Genomic DNA, 19,727 nt, shown 5'->3' on the forward strand with positions numbered 1-19,727 from the left:
GGCAACACCGGAAGGAGAAACCCATGGGAAGCATCCGAGTCGGCCGGCCCCAGGCGAAGCCCGACACGCCGTCCCACGTGCGCGGTATGCACCAGGGCAACGAGGGGCCGACCACCACCCAGACCGGGCACCACCCGGACGGCACCGCCGACGCGCGGCGCTCCACCGGCATCCACTGGAAGCGGCACGACACCCTGCTGGACGTCATGCCGAACATCCCGCCCGGGTGAGACCGAACCTGCGGGACGACACAGAACAGGGAGTTCCCACCATGAAGGTCCAGCGAAAGAGAACCGGAACGGCGGCCCAGCGGGTGCTGACGGCCGAGATCGCCGTCGTGGGCGCGCTCGTCCTGGCGCTGTTCGTCACGGAGCTGCCCTCGATCATGCGCGAGATGAAGATCTGGCGGATCGCGGGCGGTCCGCGCGCCGGTCACCGGTATCCGTGACCCGGCCGTGCACGAACTGTCGATCGCGGCCGCGATCGTGGATCAGGCCGGCGCATGGGCCCGGGCGGACGGGGCGGAGACCGTCTCCGCCGTGACCGTCCGGGTCGGCGAACTGTCCGGGGTCGTCCCCGACGCCCTCGACTTCGCCTTCGAGGTGGCCCGCGACGGCACCGCGCTGGCCGCCGCCCGGCTGGTGGTCGAGCAGGTGCCCGCCCGGGCCTGGTGCGAGGCGTGCGCCGAGGAGTTCGCGGTGGGCATGCCGCCGTTCTTCTGGTGCCCGCACTGCGACCGGCCCTGTCCGGAGCTGCGCAGCGGCCGGGAGCTGGAGATCACCGCGGTGGAATGAGCCGGGCCGGTGCCCGCGTGCGGTGCCCCCCCCGGACCAGCCGGGGGGGCACCGCACGCGGGCACCGGCCGTCCTCAGCAGATGCGGGGCAGCTGTTCGCCCAGCGGCAGGTCCACGACCCGGGTGCCGCCAAGGCCGGTGGCCACCACGACCATCCCGGGGTGCTCGGCCACGCACTCGCCGATGCGGGTCGCGCCGGTCCCCTGCGGGTGGGCGCGCATCGCCTCCAGCACCGCGTCGGCCTCGGCCGGCGGCACGAAGGCCACCAGCCGCCCCTCGTTGGCGACGTACAGCGGGTCGAGCCCGAGGAACCCGCAGGCGTTCGCGACCGGCTCCGGTACCGGCACGGCCCGCTCGGACAGCCGCACCCCCGTGCCCGAGGCGCGGGCGATCTCGTTCAGCGAGGCGGCCAGGCCGCCGCGGGTGGGGTCGCGCAGCACGTGGATGTCCGGGGTGACGTCCAGCATGGTGGCGACCAGGTCGGCCAGTGACGCGGTGTCGCTGGCGATCTCGACACCGAACTCCAGGCCCTCGCGCACGCTCAGCACGGCAACCCCGTGCAGCCCGATCGGCCCGCTGACGATGACGGCGTCGCCGGGCCGGGCGCGCTGCGGCCGGATGTCGACGCGCTCGGGGACCAGGCCGACGCCGGCGGTGGTGACGTACACGCCGTCGCCGTGCCCGGCCTCGACGACCTTGGTGTCACCGGTGGCGATGGTGACCCCGGCCGTCTCGGCCGCCGCGCCCATGGCCCGCGCGACGCGGTCGACGACGGCGAGTTCCACGCCCTCCTCCAGGATGAACGCGGCGGAGAGGTGGGCGGGCCGCGCTCCGCTCATCGCCAGGTCGTTGACCGTGCCGTTGACGGCGAGGTCGCCGACGCAGCCGCCGGGGAAGAACAGCGGCCGTACGACGTAGGAGTCGGTGGAGAACGCCAGCCGGGCGCCGCCGAGCTGGAAGACGGCCGAGTCCGTCATGCCGGCCAGGAAGGCGTTGCCGTAGGCGGGGACGAAGACCTGCTCGATCAGTTCGGCGGACAGCGCGCCGCCGCCGCCGTGGCCCATCACCACGACCGGCTGGTCGCGGATCGGCGCCGGACAGCTCCAGTTCGCCGGGTCGACGACGGTCTGCTCAGCCAACGGGGTTCATCTCCTCGCGCACGGGGGCCGGTTCGGACATCCGGCGGTACAGGTAGTAGGCGGCGCAGGCACCCTCGCTGGAGACCATGGTGGCGCCGAGCGGGGTGCGCGGGGTGCAGTCGGTCCCGAACGCGGCGCACTCGGTGGGCTTGATGAGGCCCTGCAGGACCTCGCCGGCCCGGCACTCGGCCGGTTCCTCGGTGCGGATGCCGGTGACGTCGAAGCGGTGTTCGGCGTCGAACTCCCGGTACGCGGCGCTGAGCCGCCAGCCGCTGGCCGGGATCGGGCCGATGCCGCGCCAGGCGCGGTCGGTGACCTCGAAGACCTCCTCGATCATGCGGATCGCCGCCGGATTGCCGTCCTCGCGCACGGCCCGGGCGTAGGCGTTCTCCACCCGGTGCTCGCCGCGCTCCAGTTGGAGGACGGTACGGCGGATGCCCTCCAGGATGTCGAGCGGTTCGAAGCCGGTGACGACGACGGGGACCCGGTGGCGGGCGGCCAGCTCCGGGTACTCGGCCATGCCCATCACGCTGCACACGTGTCCGGCGGCCAGGAAGCCCTGCACCCGGCAGGCCGGCGCGGTCATGATGGCCTCGATGGCCGGGGGGACCCGCACGTGGGAGACCAGGAGGCTGAAGTTGGCCAGGCCCAGCCGCTTGGCCTGGTGGACGGCCATGGCGTTGGCGGGCGCGGTGGTCTCGAAGCCGATCGCGAAGAACACCACCTGGCGGTCGGGGTGCTGCCGGGCGAGTTGCAGCGCGTCGAGCGGCGAGTAGACCACGCGGACGTCACCGCCCTCGCCCTTGACCCGGAACAGGTCGCGGTCGGTGCCCGGCACCCGCAGCATGTCGCCGAAGGAGCAGAAGATCACCCCGGGGCGGGCGGCGATCTCCAGCGCCTTGTCGATGCACTCCAGCGGTGTGACACAGACCGGACATCCCGGACCGTGGATCAACTCCACCTCCTCTGGCAGGAGTTGGTCGATGCCGTGCCGGATGATCGAGTGGGTCTGGCCGCCGCACACCTCCATCAGGGCCCAGGGACGGGTGACGGCGGAACGGATCCCGTCCAGCAGCCGGCGGGCGAGCTGGGGGTCGTTGAACTCGTCGAGATACTTCACCGGGCCTCGTTCCCCTCTGCCTGCCGGGCCGCCTGCTGCCAGGCGTCGCCGAACTCCTCGTCCAGGAGCCCCAGTTCCTCGAAGAGCTTGAGGGAGGCCAGGGCCGACTCCTCGTCGAGGCGCTGCAGGGCGAAGCCCACGTGGACGATGACGTACTCACCGACGCGGACGTCGGACACGTACTCCAGACACGCCTGCTTGCGGACACCGCCGAAGTCGATCATGCCGGTGAGCGGATCGGCCGTGTCGTCGATGCTCACGACTCTGCCGGGCACTGCCAAACACATGGGTCACTCCGTCTCGTCGCTGACTGCCGTACGTCGTCGGTCGTCGGGCGGTGCTCCGTGAGCCGCGACCATCAGCTGCCCGAGGGCCAGCCCGCCGTCGTTCGGGGGGACTTCACGGTGCCGCAGCACGGTGAACCCGTGGCCGTGCAGCAGGTCGGAACCCGCCTGCTCCAGAAGGCCGTTGGCGAAGACACCGCCGGTGAGTGCGACGGTGGTCAGACCGGTGGCCCGGCGTACGCCGCGGCACAGGCCGAGGACCGTCCGGGCGACACCGCGGTGGAAGCGGGCCGCGATCACCGGTACCGGGGTGCCGCGCCGCAGGTCGGTGACGATCGCGCGCAGCGCCGGGGCCGGGTCGAAGCGGTCGCCGAAGGAGTACGCGGCGGTGTCCTCGTGCCAGGCGAGGCAGGCCTGCGCCTCCAGTTCAAGGGCGGCCTGCGCCTCGTACCCGGCGCGGTGGCACACGCCGGCCAGGGAGGACACGGCGTCGAAGAGCCGGCCCATGCTGGAGGTGGCCACACAACCGACCTGGCTGGGCAACTGCCGTGCCAGCAGCCTGAGTTCCTCGCGCGAGCAGGCGGCGACGCTGGGCAGGTCCCGGTCCCAGGGCAGCCCGGCCGCCCACAGCCGGGCCAGCGCCGTCCGGCACGGGTTGGCGACCCCCGCGTCACCGCCGGGGAGCGGGGCCGGGGCGAGGTGGGCCAGGCGCCGGTAGCCGCGGTAGTCGGCGACCAGCACCTCGCCGCCCCACACGGAGCCGTCGTCGCCGTAGCCGGTGCCGTCGAAGGCGACACCGATGACCGGTGTGCCGCCGTCCAGGCCGGCCTCCGCCATCGCGGCGGCGACGTGTGCGTGGTGGTGCTGGACGAACACCGGCTTGTCCAGCGGCAGTCGGGCGGCGCGGCGGCGGGCCCACGCGGAGGCGTGGTAGCCGGGGTGGCGGTCGGCGGCGACGAGTTCGGGGCGGACCCCGGTGAGGTGCCGCAGATGCCGTTCCGCCCGGACGGCCGCCTCCAGTGTCGCCAGGTCGCCCATGTCCCCGATGTGCGGCCCGAACCAGGCCAGTTCGCCCTCGCCGACGCACAGCGCGTTCTTCAGGTCGCCGCCCACCGCGAGCGCGGGCCGCACGGGCACGGGCAGCCGCAGCGGGCCGGGCACGTATCCGCGGGAGCGGCGCAGGACCTGTTCGGTGCCGTCGGCACGCACCCGCAGCAGGGAGTCGTCGCAGGGCGAGGCGATGGGCCGGTCGTGGGCGAGCCAGGCGTCGGCCAGTCCGAACAGCCGGGTGAGCGCCTCGTCGTCGTCGGTGACGATCGGTTCGCCCGAGCGGTTGCCGCTGGTCATGACCAGGACGCGGGGGCCGGGCGGGTCGCCCGGGAGTCCGAACAGGAGGGTGTGGACGGGGGTGTAGGGCAGCATCACCCCGAGGTGCGGGCTGCCGGGGCAGACGCCGGACGCCAGCCGGGCGCCGGCGCGGGAACGCAGGAGCACGATGGGGCGGCGGGGGCCGGTGAGCGCGGCGCGTTCGGCGGCCCCGACCACGGCGATCCGCTCCGCCTCCGCGAGGTCCGCGCACATCACGGCGAACGGCTTGTCGCCGCGCGCCTTGCGGGTGCGCAGGGTCTCGACGGCCCGGGGGTCGGTGGCGTCGCAGGCCAGGTGGTAGCCGCCGACGCCCTTCACGGCGACGATCCGCCCGGCGGTGAGCAGTTCTCGTGCCTGTGAGAGGGCGTCACCGTCGCGGGCGGCGCTCACCCCGCTGCCCGCCGCGGGCACCAGCCGCAGCCGGGGGCCGCAGTCCGGGCAGGCCACCGGCTGGGCGTGGAAGCGGCGGTCGGCCGGGGCGTGGTACTCCCGGTCGCAGCGCGCGCAGAGGGGGAAGCCGGCCATGGTGGTGACCGCGCGGTCGTAGGGCAGGGCGGTGGCGATGGTGAAGCGGGGGCCGCAGTGGGTGCAGGTGATGAAGGGGTGACGGTGCCTGCGGTCGGCCGGGTCGGCCAGCTCCCGCAGGCAGTCGGCGCAGGTCGCGGTGTCGGGCGGCAGCAGGGTGCGCCCCGGGGAGGACTGCTCGGTGGCGCGGATGGTGAATCCGGGGTCCGCCCCGGTGGCGGGAAGCTCCTCGACGGCGACGGCGGTCACGGTGGCCAGCGGCGGCGGTTCGGAGGCGAGCAGCTCGCCGAACCGCTCGACGTCGGCCGCAGCCCCCTCCACCTCGATGAGCACGCCGTCGGCGGTGTTGCCGACGAACCCGGCGAGGGCGAGACCGGCGGCCAGGCGGTGGACGTAGGGGCGGAAGCCTACGCCCTGCACGGTGCCGCGCACGGTGAGGCGTCGCCGGACCGCCGCTGCCGCGGTGGGGGCCGTCACGAGGCGCTGGGCGCGTGCACGTGACCGTGCGGGTGCGGGGCGAGCGGCGGCCGGTGCGCGGGAGCACCGTCCCGTACCGCCAGCACCCGGTCCAGGACCGCGTCGACGCCCTCGCCGGTGCGGGCGCAGGAGCGGACGATCTCCACCCCGGGGTTGACGCGCCGTACCTGGTCGGCGAAGGCGCTCTCGTCGAAGCCGGCCGGCCCGGCGAGGTCGGTCTTGGTGAGGACGACCAGATGCGCGGAGCCGAAGGATGTGGGGTACTTCGCGGGCTTGTCCTCGCCCTCGGTCACCGCCATCAGCACGATCCGCAGCTGTTCGCCGAGGTCGTAGGAGGCCGGGCAGACCAGGTTGCCGACGTTCTCCACGAACAGCAGCGCGGTGTCCGGCGGCAGCCAGCCCTCCAGATGTCCCCGCAGCTGCCGGGCCTCCAGGTGGCACAGCCCGTCGGTGAGCAGCTGTTTCACCGGCGCGCCGGAACGGGACAGCCGCCTGGCGTCGTTCTCGGTGGCGAGGTCGGCGGTGAGGGCGGCGACGGGCACGTCCCGCTCCAGCGCCCGGGCCAGCACCCTGCCGAGCAGTTCGGTCTTGCCGCTGCCGGGACTGGAGAGCAGGTTCACCACGCTCACCCCGCGTGCGGCCAGGTCGTCGCGCAGGCTCGCGGCCAGGCCGTCGTTCCTGGCCAGGACGGCCCGGGTGACCTCCTCGGACTCACACATGGGTGCTCCTCGATCGCTGCGTTCCGGAAGAACCGGCGGATCGGGAGGGTGACGTCCCGGTCCGCCGGTGCTGTGACCGGAAGGGTCTGCCCGAAGACCCGCGGCGTCCGGTGCGGTGCACCACGAGGCGGAGCGTCGACCGCGTACGGGACGTACTCGGGTGATGCGGCCACGCGGCGAGGTGCCGTACCGGGCGTCGCGAGCCGGTGAACCTTCCCGGTCGCAGCACTAGCGATCCTGAGCGCCGGTGGCCTCCGGGTGCGGGAGCCCGGCCGGGGCGCGGCCGGTGGATTCCTCCGGGCGGGCCAACGAGGGCGTGGCCCGGGGATCGGCGAGCAGTGCCGGGACCAGCGTGTGCAGCGCCTCGACGGCCCGTCCGACCGCCGCCCGCACCGGCTCGCTCAGGCCGGGGGCGATGTCCTCGTCGCCGCGTGGCAGTTCCGCGGGCTCGCAGGCGAGCACCAGCACGCGCGGCAGCGGCTCGTCGCCGAGGTGGGCGGCGAGGGCCAGCACCTTCGCCGGGTCCATGCCGTGTGCCTCGGGCGGGGCCGCCGGGGCGTCCTCGGGCGGTCCGGCCTCGATGAGGGAGAGCGTGCCGGGCGGCCGGCCGGCCGCCGCGGCGTCCACGAGGACGGCGACCGTCCAGCCGTCGAGGAGGGCGTAGGCGAGGTCCATGCCCCGGATGCCGAAGTCCCGGACTGTCACCTCGGCGGGGAGTGGGTGCCGGGCCAGTGCGCGGATCACCTCGGGGCCGAAGGAGTCGTCGCCGAGGAAGATGTTGCCGACGCCCGCCACCAGCAGCCGGGTCACCGGGCACCGCCCGGGACACGGCGGGCGGAGTCCGGATCCGGCCCACGGTGGGCGGTGGCCGGGCCGGCGAACGGCACCCGGGTCCGGCCGGGTCCGTCCTCGCGGTGGGCGGCGACCGGCCGGCGCGCCCCGCCGGTCTCGCGTGCCGCGGCCCCGGCGGCGGTCCGCCGGCCGCGCCCGGGAAGGCCGGCGGCGACGAGCAGAATGTCCATGGTGCGGCATGTTCGCCGCTTCAGCGGCGCTCGGAAAGCACCTCGGCGGCGTTTCGCCGGCCGCCTTCGCCGGCTCGCCCCTGCGGCGTCCGGAACGCCCACTCCATCCTGGGTTCGAGGACGAACCGGAAGACCCTGCGCACCGGCGGGGTGCACAGCAGGGTCACCACCACGGCGGCGACGAGGGTGGCCGTCACCGCGCCCAGCGGGCCGTGCGTACGGGCCGCGTCGTACCAGTGGGCGGGCCCCGCGGTCTGCGCGACGAAGCCGTGCAGCAGGTAGCCGTAGAGCGTGCCCGCCCCGAGGGCGGTGAACCAGGTGCGGCGGCCCGGTACCCAGGCGAGGAAGCAGGCGGCCAGCATCACCGAGCAGCCGAAGACCGCGAGGGTCGTCACCGGCCCGTACCAGCCGGGTGCGCCGAGCTGCTGGGCGCTGTCCCGGTGGAAGAACCAGCGGTAGGCCAGGTGCGGCACCGACCAGTACGCCACCGCGAGCGCGCACAGCACCACGGGCACCGCCCACAGGCGCACGCTCCACCGGCGCAGCAGCTCGAAGTGCTCGGGCCGCAGACACAGTCCGAGCACGAAGTACGGCAGGAACTGCAGGACCCGCTGGAGATCGAAGTCGCTGCCGATGGACGGGGTGAGGCTGGCCAGCGCGGCGATGACGAGCGCGAGGGGCAGCGGCCACCGGGCGAGCCGCCAGATCGGTGTCGTCAGCCGCCAGATGAACAGGGCGGCCAGGAACCAGGTGAGGTACAGCGGGTCCAGCAGGCTGATCTCGCGGTCCGGGGCGTGGTCGCTCCACCGGGTGAAGAGGGTGTAGGCCACCTCGAACACCACGTAGGGCACGGCGACCCCGGTGACCAGCCGTCTGATCCGGGCCGGGCCGGCGTCGAAGGTACGGGAGAAGTAGCCGGAGATGATGATGAAGGCCGGCATGTGGAAGGCGTAGACGAACGTGTAGAGCGCGGTGACGGTGCGGCTGTCCGAGCGCAGCGGCTCCCAGGCGTGCCCCACGGCGACGAGCACGATCGCCAGGTACTTCGCGTTGTCGAAGTAGGCGTCGCGCCGACCGGCGGTGGGGCCGCCGCGGGTGGCCGGGGCCGGGCGGGGCGGCGGGGCCGGGACGGGCGGCGCCTGGACCGTGGTCGCTGTCTCGCGGGAACCGGACAGACCGAACACCTCTCACACGACATGCGCTCCGGGGAGCGAGGGGGGACACCGGGGGAACCGGGAGGACACGGGGCGGTACTCCGTTGTGCGGCTCACCGGAATCCCGTGGCGTAAACCCGGAGTGACACTCCGGCGCCGGACCGGCGAACGACGTCCGTCCGGAGTGCTGCCCGCACCAGAATGGTTACGCCCGTGTCGACCGATGTCTCCTGGGAGGGCGCCGCGTGACGCCGTCGGACCGAGTCCCCGTGTCGGTCGGGGAGTTGCTGGACACCCGCCCGGAGATCCTCGGGGCGGCGGCCGAGGACTTCGGCCACCTGGTGCGCCGGCCGCCGCTCGGCGTGCTGCGGCCCCGCTCCGCCGCCGAGGTCCGGGACGCCCTGGTGTACGCGGGGCCGCGCGGGATCCCGGTGGCCGCGCGGGCCGGCGGCCACTCCCTGTACGGCCAGGGCCAGGCGCCGGACGGGATCGTCCTCGACCTGTCCGCGCTGGCCGCGGTCGGCCCGGTCAACGGCGACCGGGTGACGGTGCAGGCCGGGGCGCGGTGGACGGACGTACTGGCGGCCACCCTGCCGCACGGGCTGACGCCTCCCGTCCTCACCGACTACCTCGGCGCCGGCGTCGGCGGAGTGCTGAGCGCGGGCGGGCTGGGCGGCGCGAGTCACCGGCACGGTCTGGTCGCGGACTCGGTGCTGGAACTGGAGGTGGTGACCGGGGCCGGTGAGCACCTGCTCTGCTCGCCGGACCGGCACGGCGCGCTCTTCGACGCGGTCCTCGCCGGCCTGGGGCAGCTGGCCGTGATCGTCCGGGCCACCCTCCGGCTCTCCCCCGCGCCCGCGACGGTGCGCCGCTACTGCCTGTACTACCCCGGCGTCGACGCCTACCTGGCCGACCAGCGCCTGCTCGCCACCGACCGGCGCTTCGACCACCTCGAGGGCCAGGCCCGCCCGGTGGCGGACACCCCGGACGGCTGGACCTACCTGGTCGAGGCCGTCGCCGCCCACCGGGGCACGGCCCCGCCCGACGACCGGCGCCTGCGGGCGGGCCTCGCCTTCGGCTCGGTGGAGGCCACGGACCTGGGGTACGCGGAGTTCGCGCGGCGGGTCGCGGCCGACGAGGAGCTGCTGCGCGCCACCGGCGAGTGGCTGCACCCGCATCCGTGGCTGAACCTGCTGCTCCCCGAGGACGCCACCGCGTCCGTGGTGACCGGAGTCCTCCGCGACCCCGGCTTCCGGGATCTGCGCGAGAACGGTGTGGTGCTGCTCTATCCCCTGCTCACCGGCGCTCTGCGGGCCCCGATGTTCCGCCGGCCGCGTGGCGAGGTCGTCTTCCTGCTGGCCCTGCTGCGCACCGCGGCCCCGGGCGCGGCCGGTCCGATGGTGGCCGCCAACCGCGGGTTGTACGAGTCGGCGCGGGCGAAGGGAGCCGTCGCCTACCCGGTCAACGCCCTGCCGATGACCCCGCGGGACTGGCGTGCGCACTACGGCATCGGGTGGGCCGCGCTGGCACGGGCCAAGGGCGTCCACGACCCGCACGGCGTCCTGGGCGGGGGCCACGGGATGGCATGGTGAACAAGTCGCTCCGCCGGGGGTGTCGATCCGGCGCGGCGCCGTTCGTCGGTGGGGTGCACGGAGGCTTTCGACGATCTGGGAGGAACGATGAAGTACATGCTGCTGGTCTGCGGCGACGACACCGCGGACGCCTCGGGGATGGCGCCGGTCGAACCCTGGGTGGAGGAGCACGGCGTACGGCGCGGCGCCCGGCTCTACGGCCACCGGCTGCGGCTGCCCGACTCGGCGGTCACCGTCCGCGTCCGCGACGGCGAGGTGCTGCGCACCGACGGTCCCTTCGCGGAGACGAAGGAGTACGTCGCCGGATTCGACGTCGTGGACTGCGACAGCCTGGAGGAGGCGGTACGGATCGCGGCGGAGCACCCCGTGGCCACCGTCGGCGCCATGGAGGTGCGGCCGTTCTGGGACGAGGGGCCCGCCGAGGACGCCGGGGCGGCGATCCGCGCGCTCGACGCCGAGCTGACCGAGGCCCTCCGCGAGCGGGACGTCGAGCGGCTCACCGCCTGCTACGCACCGGACGTGGAGGTCTTCGGGCCCGCCGGCGCCGACGCGCGGTCCGGGGTCGCCGGGCTGCGCAAGGCGGTCGAGGAATGGTTCGCGACGATCGCCGGCCCCGTCCGCCGCGAGGTGCTCGACCTGCGGGTACGGCCCGGGGAGGGCAGCGCGTTCAGCCACGCCCTGGTCCGGCTCCGCGGCACCCGCGGGACCGGGGAGCCCGTGGACCGGACGGTTCGGGTCACCACCGGCTACCGGGACACCGGCTTCGGCTGGCTGATCGCCCACGAGCACGTGTCGGCACCCCTGGACGGGCCAGCCGGGAAGGACCTGTCATGAAGTACGTCCTGTTCATCTGCACGCCCGTCGGGGGCGAGGAGCTCAGCCCCGCCGAGATCGCCGACGACCCGCGCTTCACCTCGTACATCGACGAGGTCCGCGGCCGTGACCTGGTCAAGGGCGGCGCCCGGCTGCGGCCCGCGTCCGACGCCACCACCGTGCGCGTCCGGGGCGACGAGGTGCTGCTGAGCGACGGGCCGTTCGCCGAGACCAAGGAGTACGTCGCGGGCATCGACATCGTCGAGGTCGCCGACCTCGACGAGGCCCTCGCGCTCGCCTCCCGGCACCCCGCGGCGCTCGCCGGCGGCTCGGTCGAGGTGCGGCCGGTCTGGGAGTGAGTGTCACGGACGACGTCGAGAAGGCGGTCGCCGCCGCCTTCCGCGAGGAGTGGTCCCAGGTCGTCGCCACCCTGATCGGGGTGACCGGCGACTGGGACCTCGCCGAGGAGTGCGCGCAGGACGCCTTCGCCCGGGCGTTGGAGCGGTGGCGGCACGAGGGAGTGCCGGGCCGCCCCGGCGCCTGGCTGACCACGACCGCCCGCAACCGCGCCCTGGACGTGCTGCGCCGGGAGGCGGTGGGGGCCCGGAAGCTGCGGGAGGTGGCCATGCTGGCCCGGGACGACGGACCGTACGACCCGGATCACGAGGGCGACGACAGTGGTGTGGCCGACGACCGGCTGCGGCTGATCTTCACCTGCTGCCATCCGGCCCTGCCGGTCGAGGCCCGGGTCGCGCTGACCCTGCGCACCCTCGCCGGGCTGACCACGGCGGAGATCGCCCGCGCGTTCCTCGTCCCCGAGGCGACGATGGCGCAGCGGCTGGTACGCGCCAAACGGAAGATCCGCAACGCCGGCATCCCGTACCGGGTGCCGCCCGCGCATCTGCTGCCCGACCGCGTCACGGGCGTCCTCGGCGTGCTCTACCTGCTGTTCAACGAGGGCTACGCGGCCGCCGCCGGCGAGGACCTGATGCGGACCGGGCTGTGCGCCGAAGCCGTCCGGCTGGCCCGGCTGCTGGCCGGACTGATGCCGGACGAGCCGGAGGCCGTCGGGCTGCTCGCGCTCCTGCTGCTGCACGACGCCCGCCGGGACACCCGGGTGGACGCGGCCGGTGACCTCGTGACCCTGGAGGACCAGGACCGCACGGCGTGGGACCGCGCCGAGATCGACGAGGGCGCCGCGCTCCTGGAGGGCGCGCTGCGCCGCGGCCGCCCCGGCCCCTACCAGATCCAGGCGGCCGTCGCCGCCTGCCATGCCACCGCGGCCACCGCCGCCGACACGGACTGGGCGGACATCGCCGGTCTCTACGGCGAACTCCAGCGGTACGTCCCCTCGGCCGTGGTCCGTCTCAACCGCGCGGTCGCCGTGGGCATGGCGGAGGGCGGGGAGGCGGGCCTCGCCCTGGTGGCGGAGTTGGAGGCCGAGGACGACCTGAGCGGCTACCACCTGCTGCCGGCGACCCGGGCGGACCTGCTGCGCCGCATGGGACACACCCGGCAGGCGGCCGCGTCCTACGAACGGGCCCTGGAGTTGGTGGAGAACGCGGCCGAACGGAGGTTCCTGGAGCGGCGGCTGGCCGAGTGCCGGGCCGGGTAGCGCCCCGCAGGAGCCCCCAGCAGGACGAGCGAGCAGCGACCCGCTCGGTCCGGCGCACGGGTCGGCCGGGGCACGGAGGCGGCGGGCCGGCCGGGGCACGAAGGCGGCGGGCGGGCCGGGTCCGCCGCCTCCGCCCGTACGTCAGCCCCCGAGCGCGGCCATCACGACCGCCTTGGCCTCCTCCTGCACCCGGGCCAGGTGGTCGGGGCCCTGGAAGGACTCGGCGTAGATCTTGTACACGTCCTCCGTGCCGGACGGGCGGGCCGCGAACCAGGCGTTCTCCGTGGTCACCTTGATGCCGCCGATCGCCGCGCCGTTGCCCGGCGCCTCGGTGAGCACCCCGGTGACCGGTTCGCCGGCCAGCGTCTCGGCCGTGACCTGGGCCGGGGAGAGCCTGCCGAGGAGGGCCTTCTCCTCGCGGGTCGCCGGGGCGTCGATACGGGCGTAGGCGGGCTCGCCGAAGCGGGCGGTCAGGTCGGCGTAGTGCTCGGAGGGCGTCCGGTCCGTCACGGCCGTGATCTCGGAGGCGAGCAGGGCGAGCAGGATGCCGTCCTTGTCGGTGGTCCACACCGAGCCGTCCCGGCGCAGGAAGGAGGCGCCGGCCGACTCCTCGCCGCCGAACCCGATCCCGCCGGTGACCAGTCCGTCCACGAACCACTTGAACCCGACGGGCACCTCGACCAGTTGGCGCCCGAGGTCGGCGGCCACCCGGTCGATCATCGAGGAGGAGACCAGGGTCTTGCCGATGCCGGTGCCCGACGGCCAGCGGTCGCGGTGCCGGTAGAGGTAGGAGATGGCGACGGCCAGGTAGTGGTTGGGGTTCATCAGGCCGGCGTCGCGGGTGACGATGCCGTGCCGGTCCGCGTCCGCGTCGTTTCCGGTGGCGACCCGGAACTCTTCGCGCTTCTCGATCAGCGAGGCCATCGCGTACGGCGAGGAGCAGTCCATGCGGATCTTGCCGTCCCAGTCCAGCGTCATGAACCGCCAGGTGGGGTCGGTGTACGGGTTGACCACGGTGAGGTCCAGGCCGTGCCGTTCGGCGATCCGGCCCCAGTAGGCGACGGAGGCCCCGCCGAGCGGGTCGGCCCCGATGCGCAGTCCGGACGCCCGCACCGCGTCGAGGTCCAGGACGCTCGGCAGGTCGTCGACGTACACGCCCATGAAGTCGTAGCGGCCGGTGGTCGGCGCGGCGAGGGCGCGCTCGTACGGGAGGCGCTGTACGTCCTTCATCCCGCCCGCGATGATCTGGTTGGCGCGGTCCTGGATCCAGGACGTGGCGTCGGAGGCGGCGGGCCCGCCGCTGGGCGGGTTGTACTTGAACCCGCCGTCGGCGGGCGGGTTGTGCGACGGGGTGACCACGACGCCGTCCGCGAGGCCGGTGGTGCGGCCGCGGTTGTGGGTGAGGATGGCGTGTGAGACGGCGGGGGTCGGCGTGTAGCCGTCGGCGCTGTCGACGAGGACGGTGACGCCGTTGGCCGCGAACACCTCCAGGGCGGTCACCTTCGCGGGCTCGGACAGGGCGTGCGTGTCGGCACCCAGGAAGAGGGGGCCGTCGGTGCCCTGACCGCCGCGGTACTCGCAGATGGCCTGGCTGGTGGCCGCGATGTGGTCCTCGTTGAAGGCGGTCGCCAGTGACGAACCGCGGTGCCCGGAGGTGCCGAACGCCACCCGCTGGGCCGGGTCGGCCGGCTCGGGGTGCCGTGCGTAGTACGCCGTGACCAGCCGGGCCACGTCGACGAGGTCCTCCGGAGCGGCCGGCCGGCCCGCTCGCTCATGTGGCATGAGTCCACTTCCTCCGCAGTCGTTGATCGATCGCTGGAGGCCCATCCTTCCCTGTCGGCGGCGGTGGAGGCGAGCGCGGCTCCGGTCCGGACGCCGAGGACACGGCGGGTTCACGGCCGGTTCACGGCACCGGGGCCGGGCCTCTTCCCCGGCGGGCCGCCGCCCGGGGACGCGAGAGGGCCCCCGGGTGGTTCCGAGGGGCCCTCGCGTGACGTGAGTCGTTCAGTGCGCGGCGGGAACCGTCCGTCCGGCCGGGGCCTTCGCGGGCCGCGGGTTGAGCTGCCGCTCCGCCAACTCGCCGAAGAGCAGGCCGAAGCCGCCCCACAGCACCAGCTGGATGGCGAGCGCGGAGACCCGGAACCGCCACAGCAGGGTGGCCGGGAAGTCCGCCGGCACCTCGTTGATGGCGGGCAGGAACCGGTAGGCGAGCGCGATGACCACGGCGAAGGCGGCCACCGCGACCATGGTCGCCCACCAGGTGCCGAGGCTGGGCGCCAGCCGCTTGCCCAGGATGGTGGCGGCGACCGCCAGCAGCACGCTGAGCACCATCATCAGGAAGTACAGCGTGGTCCGCTTGCCGATGGTGTCCGGGTCGCCCACCGACGGCGGGTTGGCCGGGTACTTCAGGAACGGCACGACGTACACGGCGAGCAGCGCGCAGCCGGACAGCAGCAGTGCCGTCGCCCGGGGCGAGAAGCGGCCGACGCGGCCGAGGGCGAAGCAGTAGGCGAGCGCGGCGATGCCGCCGAACGCGACCCCGTAGACCAGCACACCGGTGGCCAGGCCCGCGGTGGACTGCAGGGAGCGGGAGACGACCTCCATCTCGTGCTCGTGCGAGTGGGCGTCCTCGAAGCTGATCGCCTTGTCGACGTTCGGCTCACCGAGGAGGTAGGCGACGACCAGGGCGAGCGCACCGGCGACGAGGCCGGCGAGCATGCCCCGCCACAGGAGGTTTCTTACCGTTGCGGAGTTCATGGGCGTGCGGCGTCCCTTACGTCAGTGGCAGGGGAAGCCGAGGAGGTGGCGGGCGTCGTGCACCCACTCGTGGACGTCCGTGCCGCTGAACACGGAGGTGGCGCCCTGCTCGGCGCCGACGAAGTAGAGCAGGACGATCATGAGGATGCCGAAGAAGACCGCCCACGGAGCTATCGCGCTCAGCGGCAGCTTGGCGGGAACGACGGGGGTGGTGGCTGTCGGCTGCGCGACGGTCTGCGCCATGGCAGAACCTCCTCTGGGAGTTCGCGTCCCATCTCGGTGGTGCACTTGACGACGGCTACGGGTCTGACTCGCGAGATCCCCGGGGGTTCTCGCACACAGTGGCGCGACCGTGCCGGACTTCCACCGGCTTCCGTTCTGGCGTCGTCGATATCGGACCGACCGTACCGCGTGTCAGGGGCACGGCCAAGACCGCGCCCACCTGGCGTGATCTTCCTCTCCCGCCGGCCGGCACGTTTCGGGGCCACCGGGGCGGCGGTGACCGGAACCGTTGGGTCAGGCGAGCCCCAGTTCGCGCTCGCCGAGCGGGGCGAAGTACCGCTGCACGTCGGCGTCGGTGACCTCGGCGAGGGTGGCCGGCGACCAACGGGGGGCACGGTCCTTGTCGATGACCTGGGCGCGGATGCCCTCCACCAGGTCGGGCGTGGTCAGGGCCCGGCAGGAGACGCGGTACTCCTGGTCGAGGACCTCCTCGAGCGAACCGAGCCGCCGGGCCCGGCGCAGCGCGGCGAGCGTGACCTTGAGGGCGGTCGGCGACCTCGACAGCAGGGTGTGTGCCGCCTCCTTGGCCCCCGGGTCGCCGTGGTCGAGCAGCCGCCGGACGATCTCCTCGACCGTGCCGGCGGTGTAGCAGGCGTCGATCCACTCCCGGTGACGGGCCAGTTCGCCGTCCGGCGCCGGTCGCACGTGCCGGGCGAGCGCGTCGGGGACGGGCCGCTCGGCGAGGTCGGCGATAAGCCCTTCGACGCGCTCGGAGGGCACGCAGTGGTCGGCGAGCCCGCACAACAGGGCGTCCGCGGCGCCGATCTGGGCTCCCGTCAGGGCGAGGTGGGTGCCGAGTTCGCCGGGGGCGAGGGCGAGCAGGCGGGTGCCGCCGACGTCCGGGACGAAGCCGATGCCGGTCTCCGGCATGGCGATCCGGGAACGCTCGGTGGCGATCCGGACGCTGCCGTGCGCGGAGACGCCGACTCCGCCGCCCATCACGATGCCGTCCATGATCGCGACGTAGGGCTTGGGGTAGCGGGCGATGCGGGCGTTGAGGCGGTACTCGTCGCGCCAGAACGCGGCGGCGCCGGTGCCGTCGCCGTCGCGGGCGTCGTCGTGGACGGCGCGGATGTCGCCGCCCGCGCACAGGCCGCGCTCCCCCGCGCCGGTGAGGACGACGGTCGCCACGGCGGGGTCGTGCTCCCAGGCGGTGAGCGCCTCGTCGATGGCGCGGACCATGGCGTGGGAGAGGGCGTTGAGGGCCTTGGGGCGGTTGAGGACGAGTCGGCCCACCCGGCCGGCGGTGTGCAGCAGGACGTCGTTCATCGGATGGCCTCCGTACGCCCTCGGGCCGTGGTGACACGCATGATCTCGTAGGTTCCTTCCGGGATCCGGTGGACCCGCAGGTCACGGATGATCTTCTCGACACGGTACGCGCCGCGCGGCCGCGGGTGGCCGCACGGGGTGCCGTCCTCGTGGCGGGACCGCCCGGCACCGGCCGGGCGGACCCCCGGCAGATCCGGTGAACCGGCAGGGAACACTTGGTCATGGGTTCGCCTGGACGGCCGTTCGGGTGAACACGTCTGCCTAGCATGAGGCGATCACGAACGGTACGGACCCGGGAGCTGGGATGGTGTTGTCCGGCCTCGACGCGAGGTCGCCGCGTCCCTGGGCGGTCGTCGCGGTCGTCGTCGTCTGCCTGGTGGCCGGAGTCCTGGCGCTCGCCCGCGGCCCGCGCCCCGCGCACGCCGGCCCGAACACGCTGCCGCACACCACGGTCGAGGTGTCCCCCAGCCGCTGCGGGCGGGGCTGGAGCGCACCGGCCCCCGGTGTCCAGGTCTTCGACCTGCGCAACCCTACCGACGGTTCCGCCGAGGTCTTCCTGGAGGACCCGCGCAGCCGGGCCGTCTACGGCGAGGTCGAGGACATCGGCCCCGGCACCACCCGGGAACTCACCGTCCGGCTCGGCAGGGGCAGTTACGCGTTCATGTGCGTCCCGGACGACTCCGACGCGGTCACCGGGCCCACGGTCCGCGTCACGCGGGGCAGGAGCGGTCCGGCCGCGGCCCCGGTCACCGAGCACGACCTGATCCCGCCGGCGCTCGCCTACCAGAAGTGGATCGGCGGCGGCCTGTCCGACGTGGTACGGCTGACGACGAGGCTCCGGGACGCCGTCGACGGCGGCGACCTGGCCGCCGCCCGCGCCGACTGGCTGCCGGCCCACCTCGAGTACGAGCGGCTGGGCGCCGCGTACGACGCCTTCGGGGACGCGGACGGCGCCGTCGACGGCACGGACGCGGGCCTGCTCGGCGGGGTCCACGACAAGGACTTCACCGGCTTCCACCGGATCGAGTACGGCCTGTGGCACGGCGAGTCGGCGAGCGGGCTGCGCGGCCCGGCGGACGGCCTGGTCACGTCGGTCACCGCGCTCCGGGACGACTGGGCGCAGACCCGGATGGACCCGGCCCAGTTGGGGCTGCGGGCGCACGAGATCCTGGAGAACACGGTGCAGTTCGAACTGACCGGCCGGACCGACTACGGAAGCGGCAGCAACCTGGCCACCGCCCGCGCCAACCTGGACGGCACGGCGCAGGTCATGACCCGGCTGCGCCCGCTGCTGGCCACCCGGTACGCCGGGCTGCCGGCCCTGGAGAGCGAACTGGCCCGGGTCGCGGGGACGCTGGACGCCTTCGAGCACGACGGCACCTGGACGCCCCTCGGGAAGCTGAGCCACCGGCAGCGCGAGAAGGTCGACGCGGCACTCGGGGACCTGGTGGAACGGCTGGCGTCGGTGGCGACCCTGTGCGATCCGCGGAGGACGGTGTGAGCAGCCAGGAGAAGCCCGGCCGGAGCGGGGTCGGCCGCCGCGGCTTCCTGCGGGGCGCGGCGCTGGCGGGCGCCGGACTGACCGCCGGCGGCGCGGCCGCGCCGCTCACCGCGACCGCCGCGGCGACGCCCGCCGTCGCGCCCTTCCACGGCGCCCGTCAGCGGTCCGTGATCGCGGCACCCCGGCGGACGACCGTCTTCGCCTCGCTCGACGTCACCGCCGAGGGCCGGGCCGAACTGGCCGATCTGCTGCGCACGCTCACCGCGCGCGCCCGTTTCCTCACCTCGGGCGGCACCCCGGACCCGGTCGGAGTCACCGCGCCGCCCGCCGACTCCGGTGTCCTCGGCGAGGAACTGCCATCGGGGGCGCTGGCGGTGACCGTCGGGGTGGGCGCCTCGCTCTTCGACGACCGGTACGGGCTCGGCGGACTGAGGCCGCGCCGGCTGACCGCGATGCCCGCCTTCCCCGACGACGACCTCAGGCCCGAGTGGTGCCACGGCGACCTCAGTTTGCAGTTGCACGCGGACGACACCGACACGGTCCTGCACGCCCTGCGCGACATCGCCCGGCACACCAGGGGCGGCATGCAGGTCCGCTGGCGCCTGGACGGGTTCAGCAGCCCGCCCCGGCCGTCCGGCACCCCGCGCAACCTGCTGGGCTTCAAGGACGGCACCGCCAACCCGGAGACCGGCAGCGCCCGGGAGATGGACCGGCTGGTCTGGGTCGGCGCGGACTCGGGGGAACCCGGGTGGGCGGTCGGCGGCAGTTACCAGGTGGTGCGGCTCATCCGGATGCTGGTGGAGTTCTGGGACCGGGTCTCGCTCGGCGAGCAGGAGCGGATGTTCGGCCGTTCCCGGCAGTCCGGGGCGCCCCTGGACGGCGACGCCGAACACGACACCCCGGACTACGCGGCCGACCCCAAGGGCGACGTCATCCCGCTGGACGCGCACATCCGGCTGGCGAACCCGCGTACCGCGGCCAGCGCCGGACAGCGGATCCTGCGCCGCGCCCACAACTACGACCGGGGCATGGACGCCAACGGCAACCTCGACATGGGCCTGCTGTTCACCTGTTACCAGCAGGACCTGGCGCGGCAGTTCGAGACCGTGCAGAAGCGGCTGGCCGGCGAACCGCTGGTCGACTACATATCGCCCTTCGGCGGCGGGTACTTCTTCGCGCTGCCCGGCGTGCGGGACAGCCACGACTGGTACGGCCGCGCACTCCTCACCTGAGCCCGCACCCCTGGCTTGTTCAGACAACTCCCCGGCGACGTCGGTCAATACCCGGTCAAGATTT

21 protein-coding genes, 1 pseudogene and 1 riboswitch are annotated in these 19,727 nt (G+C 74.2%); of the genes and pseudogenes, 9 read left to right on the plus strand and 13 right to left on the minus strand.

The annotated features are described in order from the left end of the window. The first annotated feature begins 23 nt into the window (after positions 1-23). The 3 genes from ACFY3I_RS07875 to hypA are packed head-to-tail and all read left to right on the plus strand — an operon-like array spanning position 24 to position 794. On the plus strand, positions 24-230 hold the full coding sequence (locus ACFY3I_RS07875; protein WP_365286990.1) for a hypothetical protein: 207 nt from the start codon (positions 24-26) through the stop codon (positions 228-230). Between the two features lie 41 nt (positions 231-271). Further along, the gene (locus ACFY3I_RS07880) at positions 272-448 is read left to right on the plus strand and encodes a hypothetical protein (RefSeq protein ID WP_390859850.1); all 177 of its coding nucleotides are present in this window, start codon (positions 272-274) and stop codon (positions 446-448) included. 7 nt (positions 449-455) lie between these two features. Next, on the plus strand, positions 456-794 hold the full coding sequence (hypA, locus tag ACFY3I_RS07885) for a hydrogenase maturation nickel metallochaperone HypA (protein WP_390859851.1): 339 nt from the start codon (positions 456-458) through the stop codon (positions 792-794). Positions 795-868: 74 nt separating this feature from the next. On the opposite strand, the gene hypE is transcribed toward hypA, so the two are convergent. The 8 genes from hypE to ACFY3I_RS07925 all read right to left on the minus strand — a co-directional run bounded on the left by hypE (position 869) and on the right by ACFY3I_RS07925 (position 8,623). Next, positions 869-1,858 carry a hydrogenase expression/formation protein HypE gene (gene hypE, locus ACFY3I_RS07890; RefSeq protein ID WP_390860106.1) on the minus strand — a complete coding sequence of 330 codons (990 nt, stop codon included), beginning with the start codon at positions 1,856-1,858 and terminating at the stop codon, positions 869-871. A 67-nt stretch (positions 1,859-1,925) separates the two neighbouring features. Then, positions 1,926-3,053 carry a hydrogenase formation protein HypD gene (hypD, locus tag ACFY3I_RS07895; RefSeq protein WP_390859852.1) on the minus strand — a complete coding sequence of 376 codons (1,128 nt, stop codon included), beginning with the start codon at positions 3,051-3,053 and terminating at the stop codon, positions 1,926-1,928. Next, positions 3,050-3,340 carry a HypC/HybG/HupF family hydrogenase formation chaperone gene (locus tag ACFY3I_RS07900; protein WP_365286982.1) on the minus strand — a complete coding sequence of 97 codons (291 nt, stop codon included), beginning with the start codon at positions 3,338-3,340 and terminating at the stop codon, positions 3,050-3,052. Before ACFY3I_RS07900 ends, hypD begins: the two co-directional genes overlap by 4 nt. Positions 3,341-3,343: 3 nt before the next feature. Further along, positions 3,344-5,707: a carbamoyltransferase HypF gene (hypF, locus tag ACFY3I_RS07905; protein WP_390859853.1), complete on the minus strand. Its 2,364-nt coding sequence runs from the start codon at positions 5,705-5,707 to the stop codon at positions 3,344-3,346. Further along, positions 5,704-6,426, minus strand: coding sequence for a hydrogenase nickel incorporation protein HypB (gene hypB / locus ACFY3I_RS07910; protein ID WP_365286978.1), 723 nt, complete (start codon positions 6,424-6,426; stop codon positions 5,704-5,706). The genes hypF and hypB overlap by 4 nt, the downstream gene beginning before the upstream one ends. A 228-nt stretch (positions 6,427-6,654) precedes the next feature. Further along, the gene (locus tag ACFY3I_RS07915; RefSeq protein ID WP_390859854.1) at positions 6,655-7,236 is read right to left on the minus strand and encodes a hydrogenase maturation protease; all 582 of its coding nucleotides are present in this window, start codon (positions 7,234-7,236) and stop codon (positions 6,655-6,657) included. Next, positions 7,233-7,448 (minus strand): hypothetical protein, encoded by a 216-nt coding sequence (locus ACFY3I_RS07920; protein WP_390859855.1) that lies wholly within the window; start codon positions 7,446-7,448, stop codon positions 7,233-7,235. Before ACFY3I_RS07920 ends, ACFY3I_RS07915 begins: the two co-directional genes overlap by 4 nt. A gap of 20 nt (positions 7,449-7,468) precedes the next feature. Next, positions 7,469-8,623: an acyltransferase family protein gene (locus tag ACFY3I_RS07925; protein ID WP_390860107.1), complete on the minus strand. Its 1,155-nt coding sequence runs from the start codon at positions 8,621-8,623 to the stop codon at positions 7,469-7,471. 224 nt (positions 8,624-8,847) lie between these two features. Here ACFY3I_RS07925 and ACFY3I_RS07930 point away from each other — a divergent pair, with 224 nt between their 5' ends. From ACFY3I_RS07930 to ACFY3I_RS07945, 4 genes are all read left to right on the plus strand, one after another. Further along, on the plus strand, positions 8,848-10,194 hold the full coding sequence (locus tag ACFY3I_RS07930; protein WP_390859856.1) for an FAD-binding protein: 1,347 nt from the start codon (positions 8,848-8,850) through the stop codon (positions 10,192-10,194). 87 nt (positions 10,195-10,281) lie between these two features. Then, on the plus strand, positions 10,282-11,028 hold the full coding sequence (locus ACFY3I_RS07935) for a nuclear transport factor 2 family protein (protein ID WP_390859857.1): 747 nt from the start codon (positions 10,282-10,284) through the stop codon (positions 11,026-11,028). Beyond that, entirely contained in the window at positions 11,025-11,366 is a 342-nt protein-coding gene (locus ACFY3I_RS07940) for a YciI family protein (protein WP_390859858.1), read from the plus strand. Before ACFY3I_RS07935 ends, ACFY3I_RS07940 begins: the two co-directional genes overlap by 4 nt. After that, on the plus strand, positions 11,363-12,622 hold the full coding sequence (locus ACFY3I_RS07945) for an RNA polymerase sigma factor (protein ID WP_390859859.1): 1,260 nt from the start codon (positions 11,363-11,365) through the stop codon (positions 12,620-12,622). The genes ACFY3I_RS07940 and ACFY3I_RS07945 overlap by 4 nt, the downstream gene beginning before the upstream one ends. A 141-nt stretch (positions 12,623-12,763) precedes the next feature. On the opposite strand, the gene pgm is transcribed toward ACFY3I_RS07945, so the two are convergent. The 5 genes and pseudogenes from pgm to ACFY3I_RS07970 form a co-directional block, all read right to left on the minus strand. Beyond that, positions 12,764-14,404: a phosphoglucomutase (alpha-D-glucose-1,6-bisphosphate-dependent) gene (pgm, locus tag ACFY3I_RS07950; RefSeq protein WP_390859860.1), complete on the minus strand. Its 1,641-nt coding sequence runs from the start codon at positions 14,402-14,404 to the stop codon at positions 12,764-12,766. A 222-nt stretch (positions 14,405-14,626) separates the two neighbouring features. Further along, entirely contained in the window at positions 14,627-15,379 is a 753-nt protein-coding gene (locus tag ACFY3I_RS07955) for a CbtA family protein (RefSeq protein ID WP_390859861.1), read from the minus strand. Between the two features lie 21 nt (positions 15,380-15,400). Further along, positions 15,401-15,622, minus strand: coding sequence for a CbtB-domain containing protein (locus ACFY3I_RS07960; RefSeq protein WP_365286958.1), 222 nt, complete (start codon positions 15,620-15,622; stop codon positions 15,401-15,403). 35 nt (positions 15,623-15,657) lie between these two features. Then, positions 15,658-15,797: riboswitch (cobalamin riboswitch) on the minus strand. Between the two features lie 98 nt (positions 15,798-15,895). Next, a complete protein-coding gene (locus tag ACFY3I_RS07965) occupies positions 15,896-16,930 on the minus strand; it encodes an enoyl-CoA hydratase/isomerase family protein (RefSeq protein WP_390859862.1) in 1,035 nt (344 codons plus the stop codon). Beyond that, a pseudogene (locus tag ACFY3I_RS07970) lies at positions 16,927-17,037 on the minus strand (acyl-CoA dehydrogenase family protein); the annotation flags it as partial. The gene ACFY3I_RS07965 and the pseudogene ACFY3I_RS07970, both read right to left, overlap by 4 nt. 197 nt (positions 17,038-17,234) lie before the next feature. Between ACFY3I_RS07970 and ACFY3I_RS07975 the strand changes: the two are divergent. Next, entirely contained in the window at positions 17,235-18,431 is a 1,197-nt protein-coding gene (locus ACFY3I_RS07975) for an EfeM/EfeO family lipoprotein (RefSeq protein ID WP_390859863.1), read from the plus strand. Then, positions 18,428-19,663 (plus strand): iron uptake transporter deferrochelatase/peroxidase subunit, encoded by a 1,236-nt coding sequence (gene efeB, locus ACFY3I_RS07980; RefSeq protein WP_390859864.1) that lies wholly within the window; start codon positions 18,428-18,430, stop codon positions 19,661-19,663. Before ACFY3I_RS07975 ends, efeB begins: the two co-directional genes overlap by 4 nt. The last annotated feature ends 64 nt before the right edge of the window (positions 19,664-19,727 follow it).

The organism is Streptomyces sp. NPDC001068 (genome assembly GCF_042897315.1).
Taxonomy (GTDB): domain Bacteria; phylum Actinomycetota; class Actinomycetes; order Streptomycetales; family Streptomycetaceae; genus Streptomyces.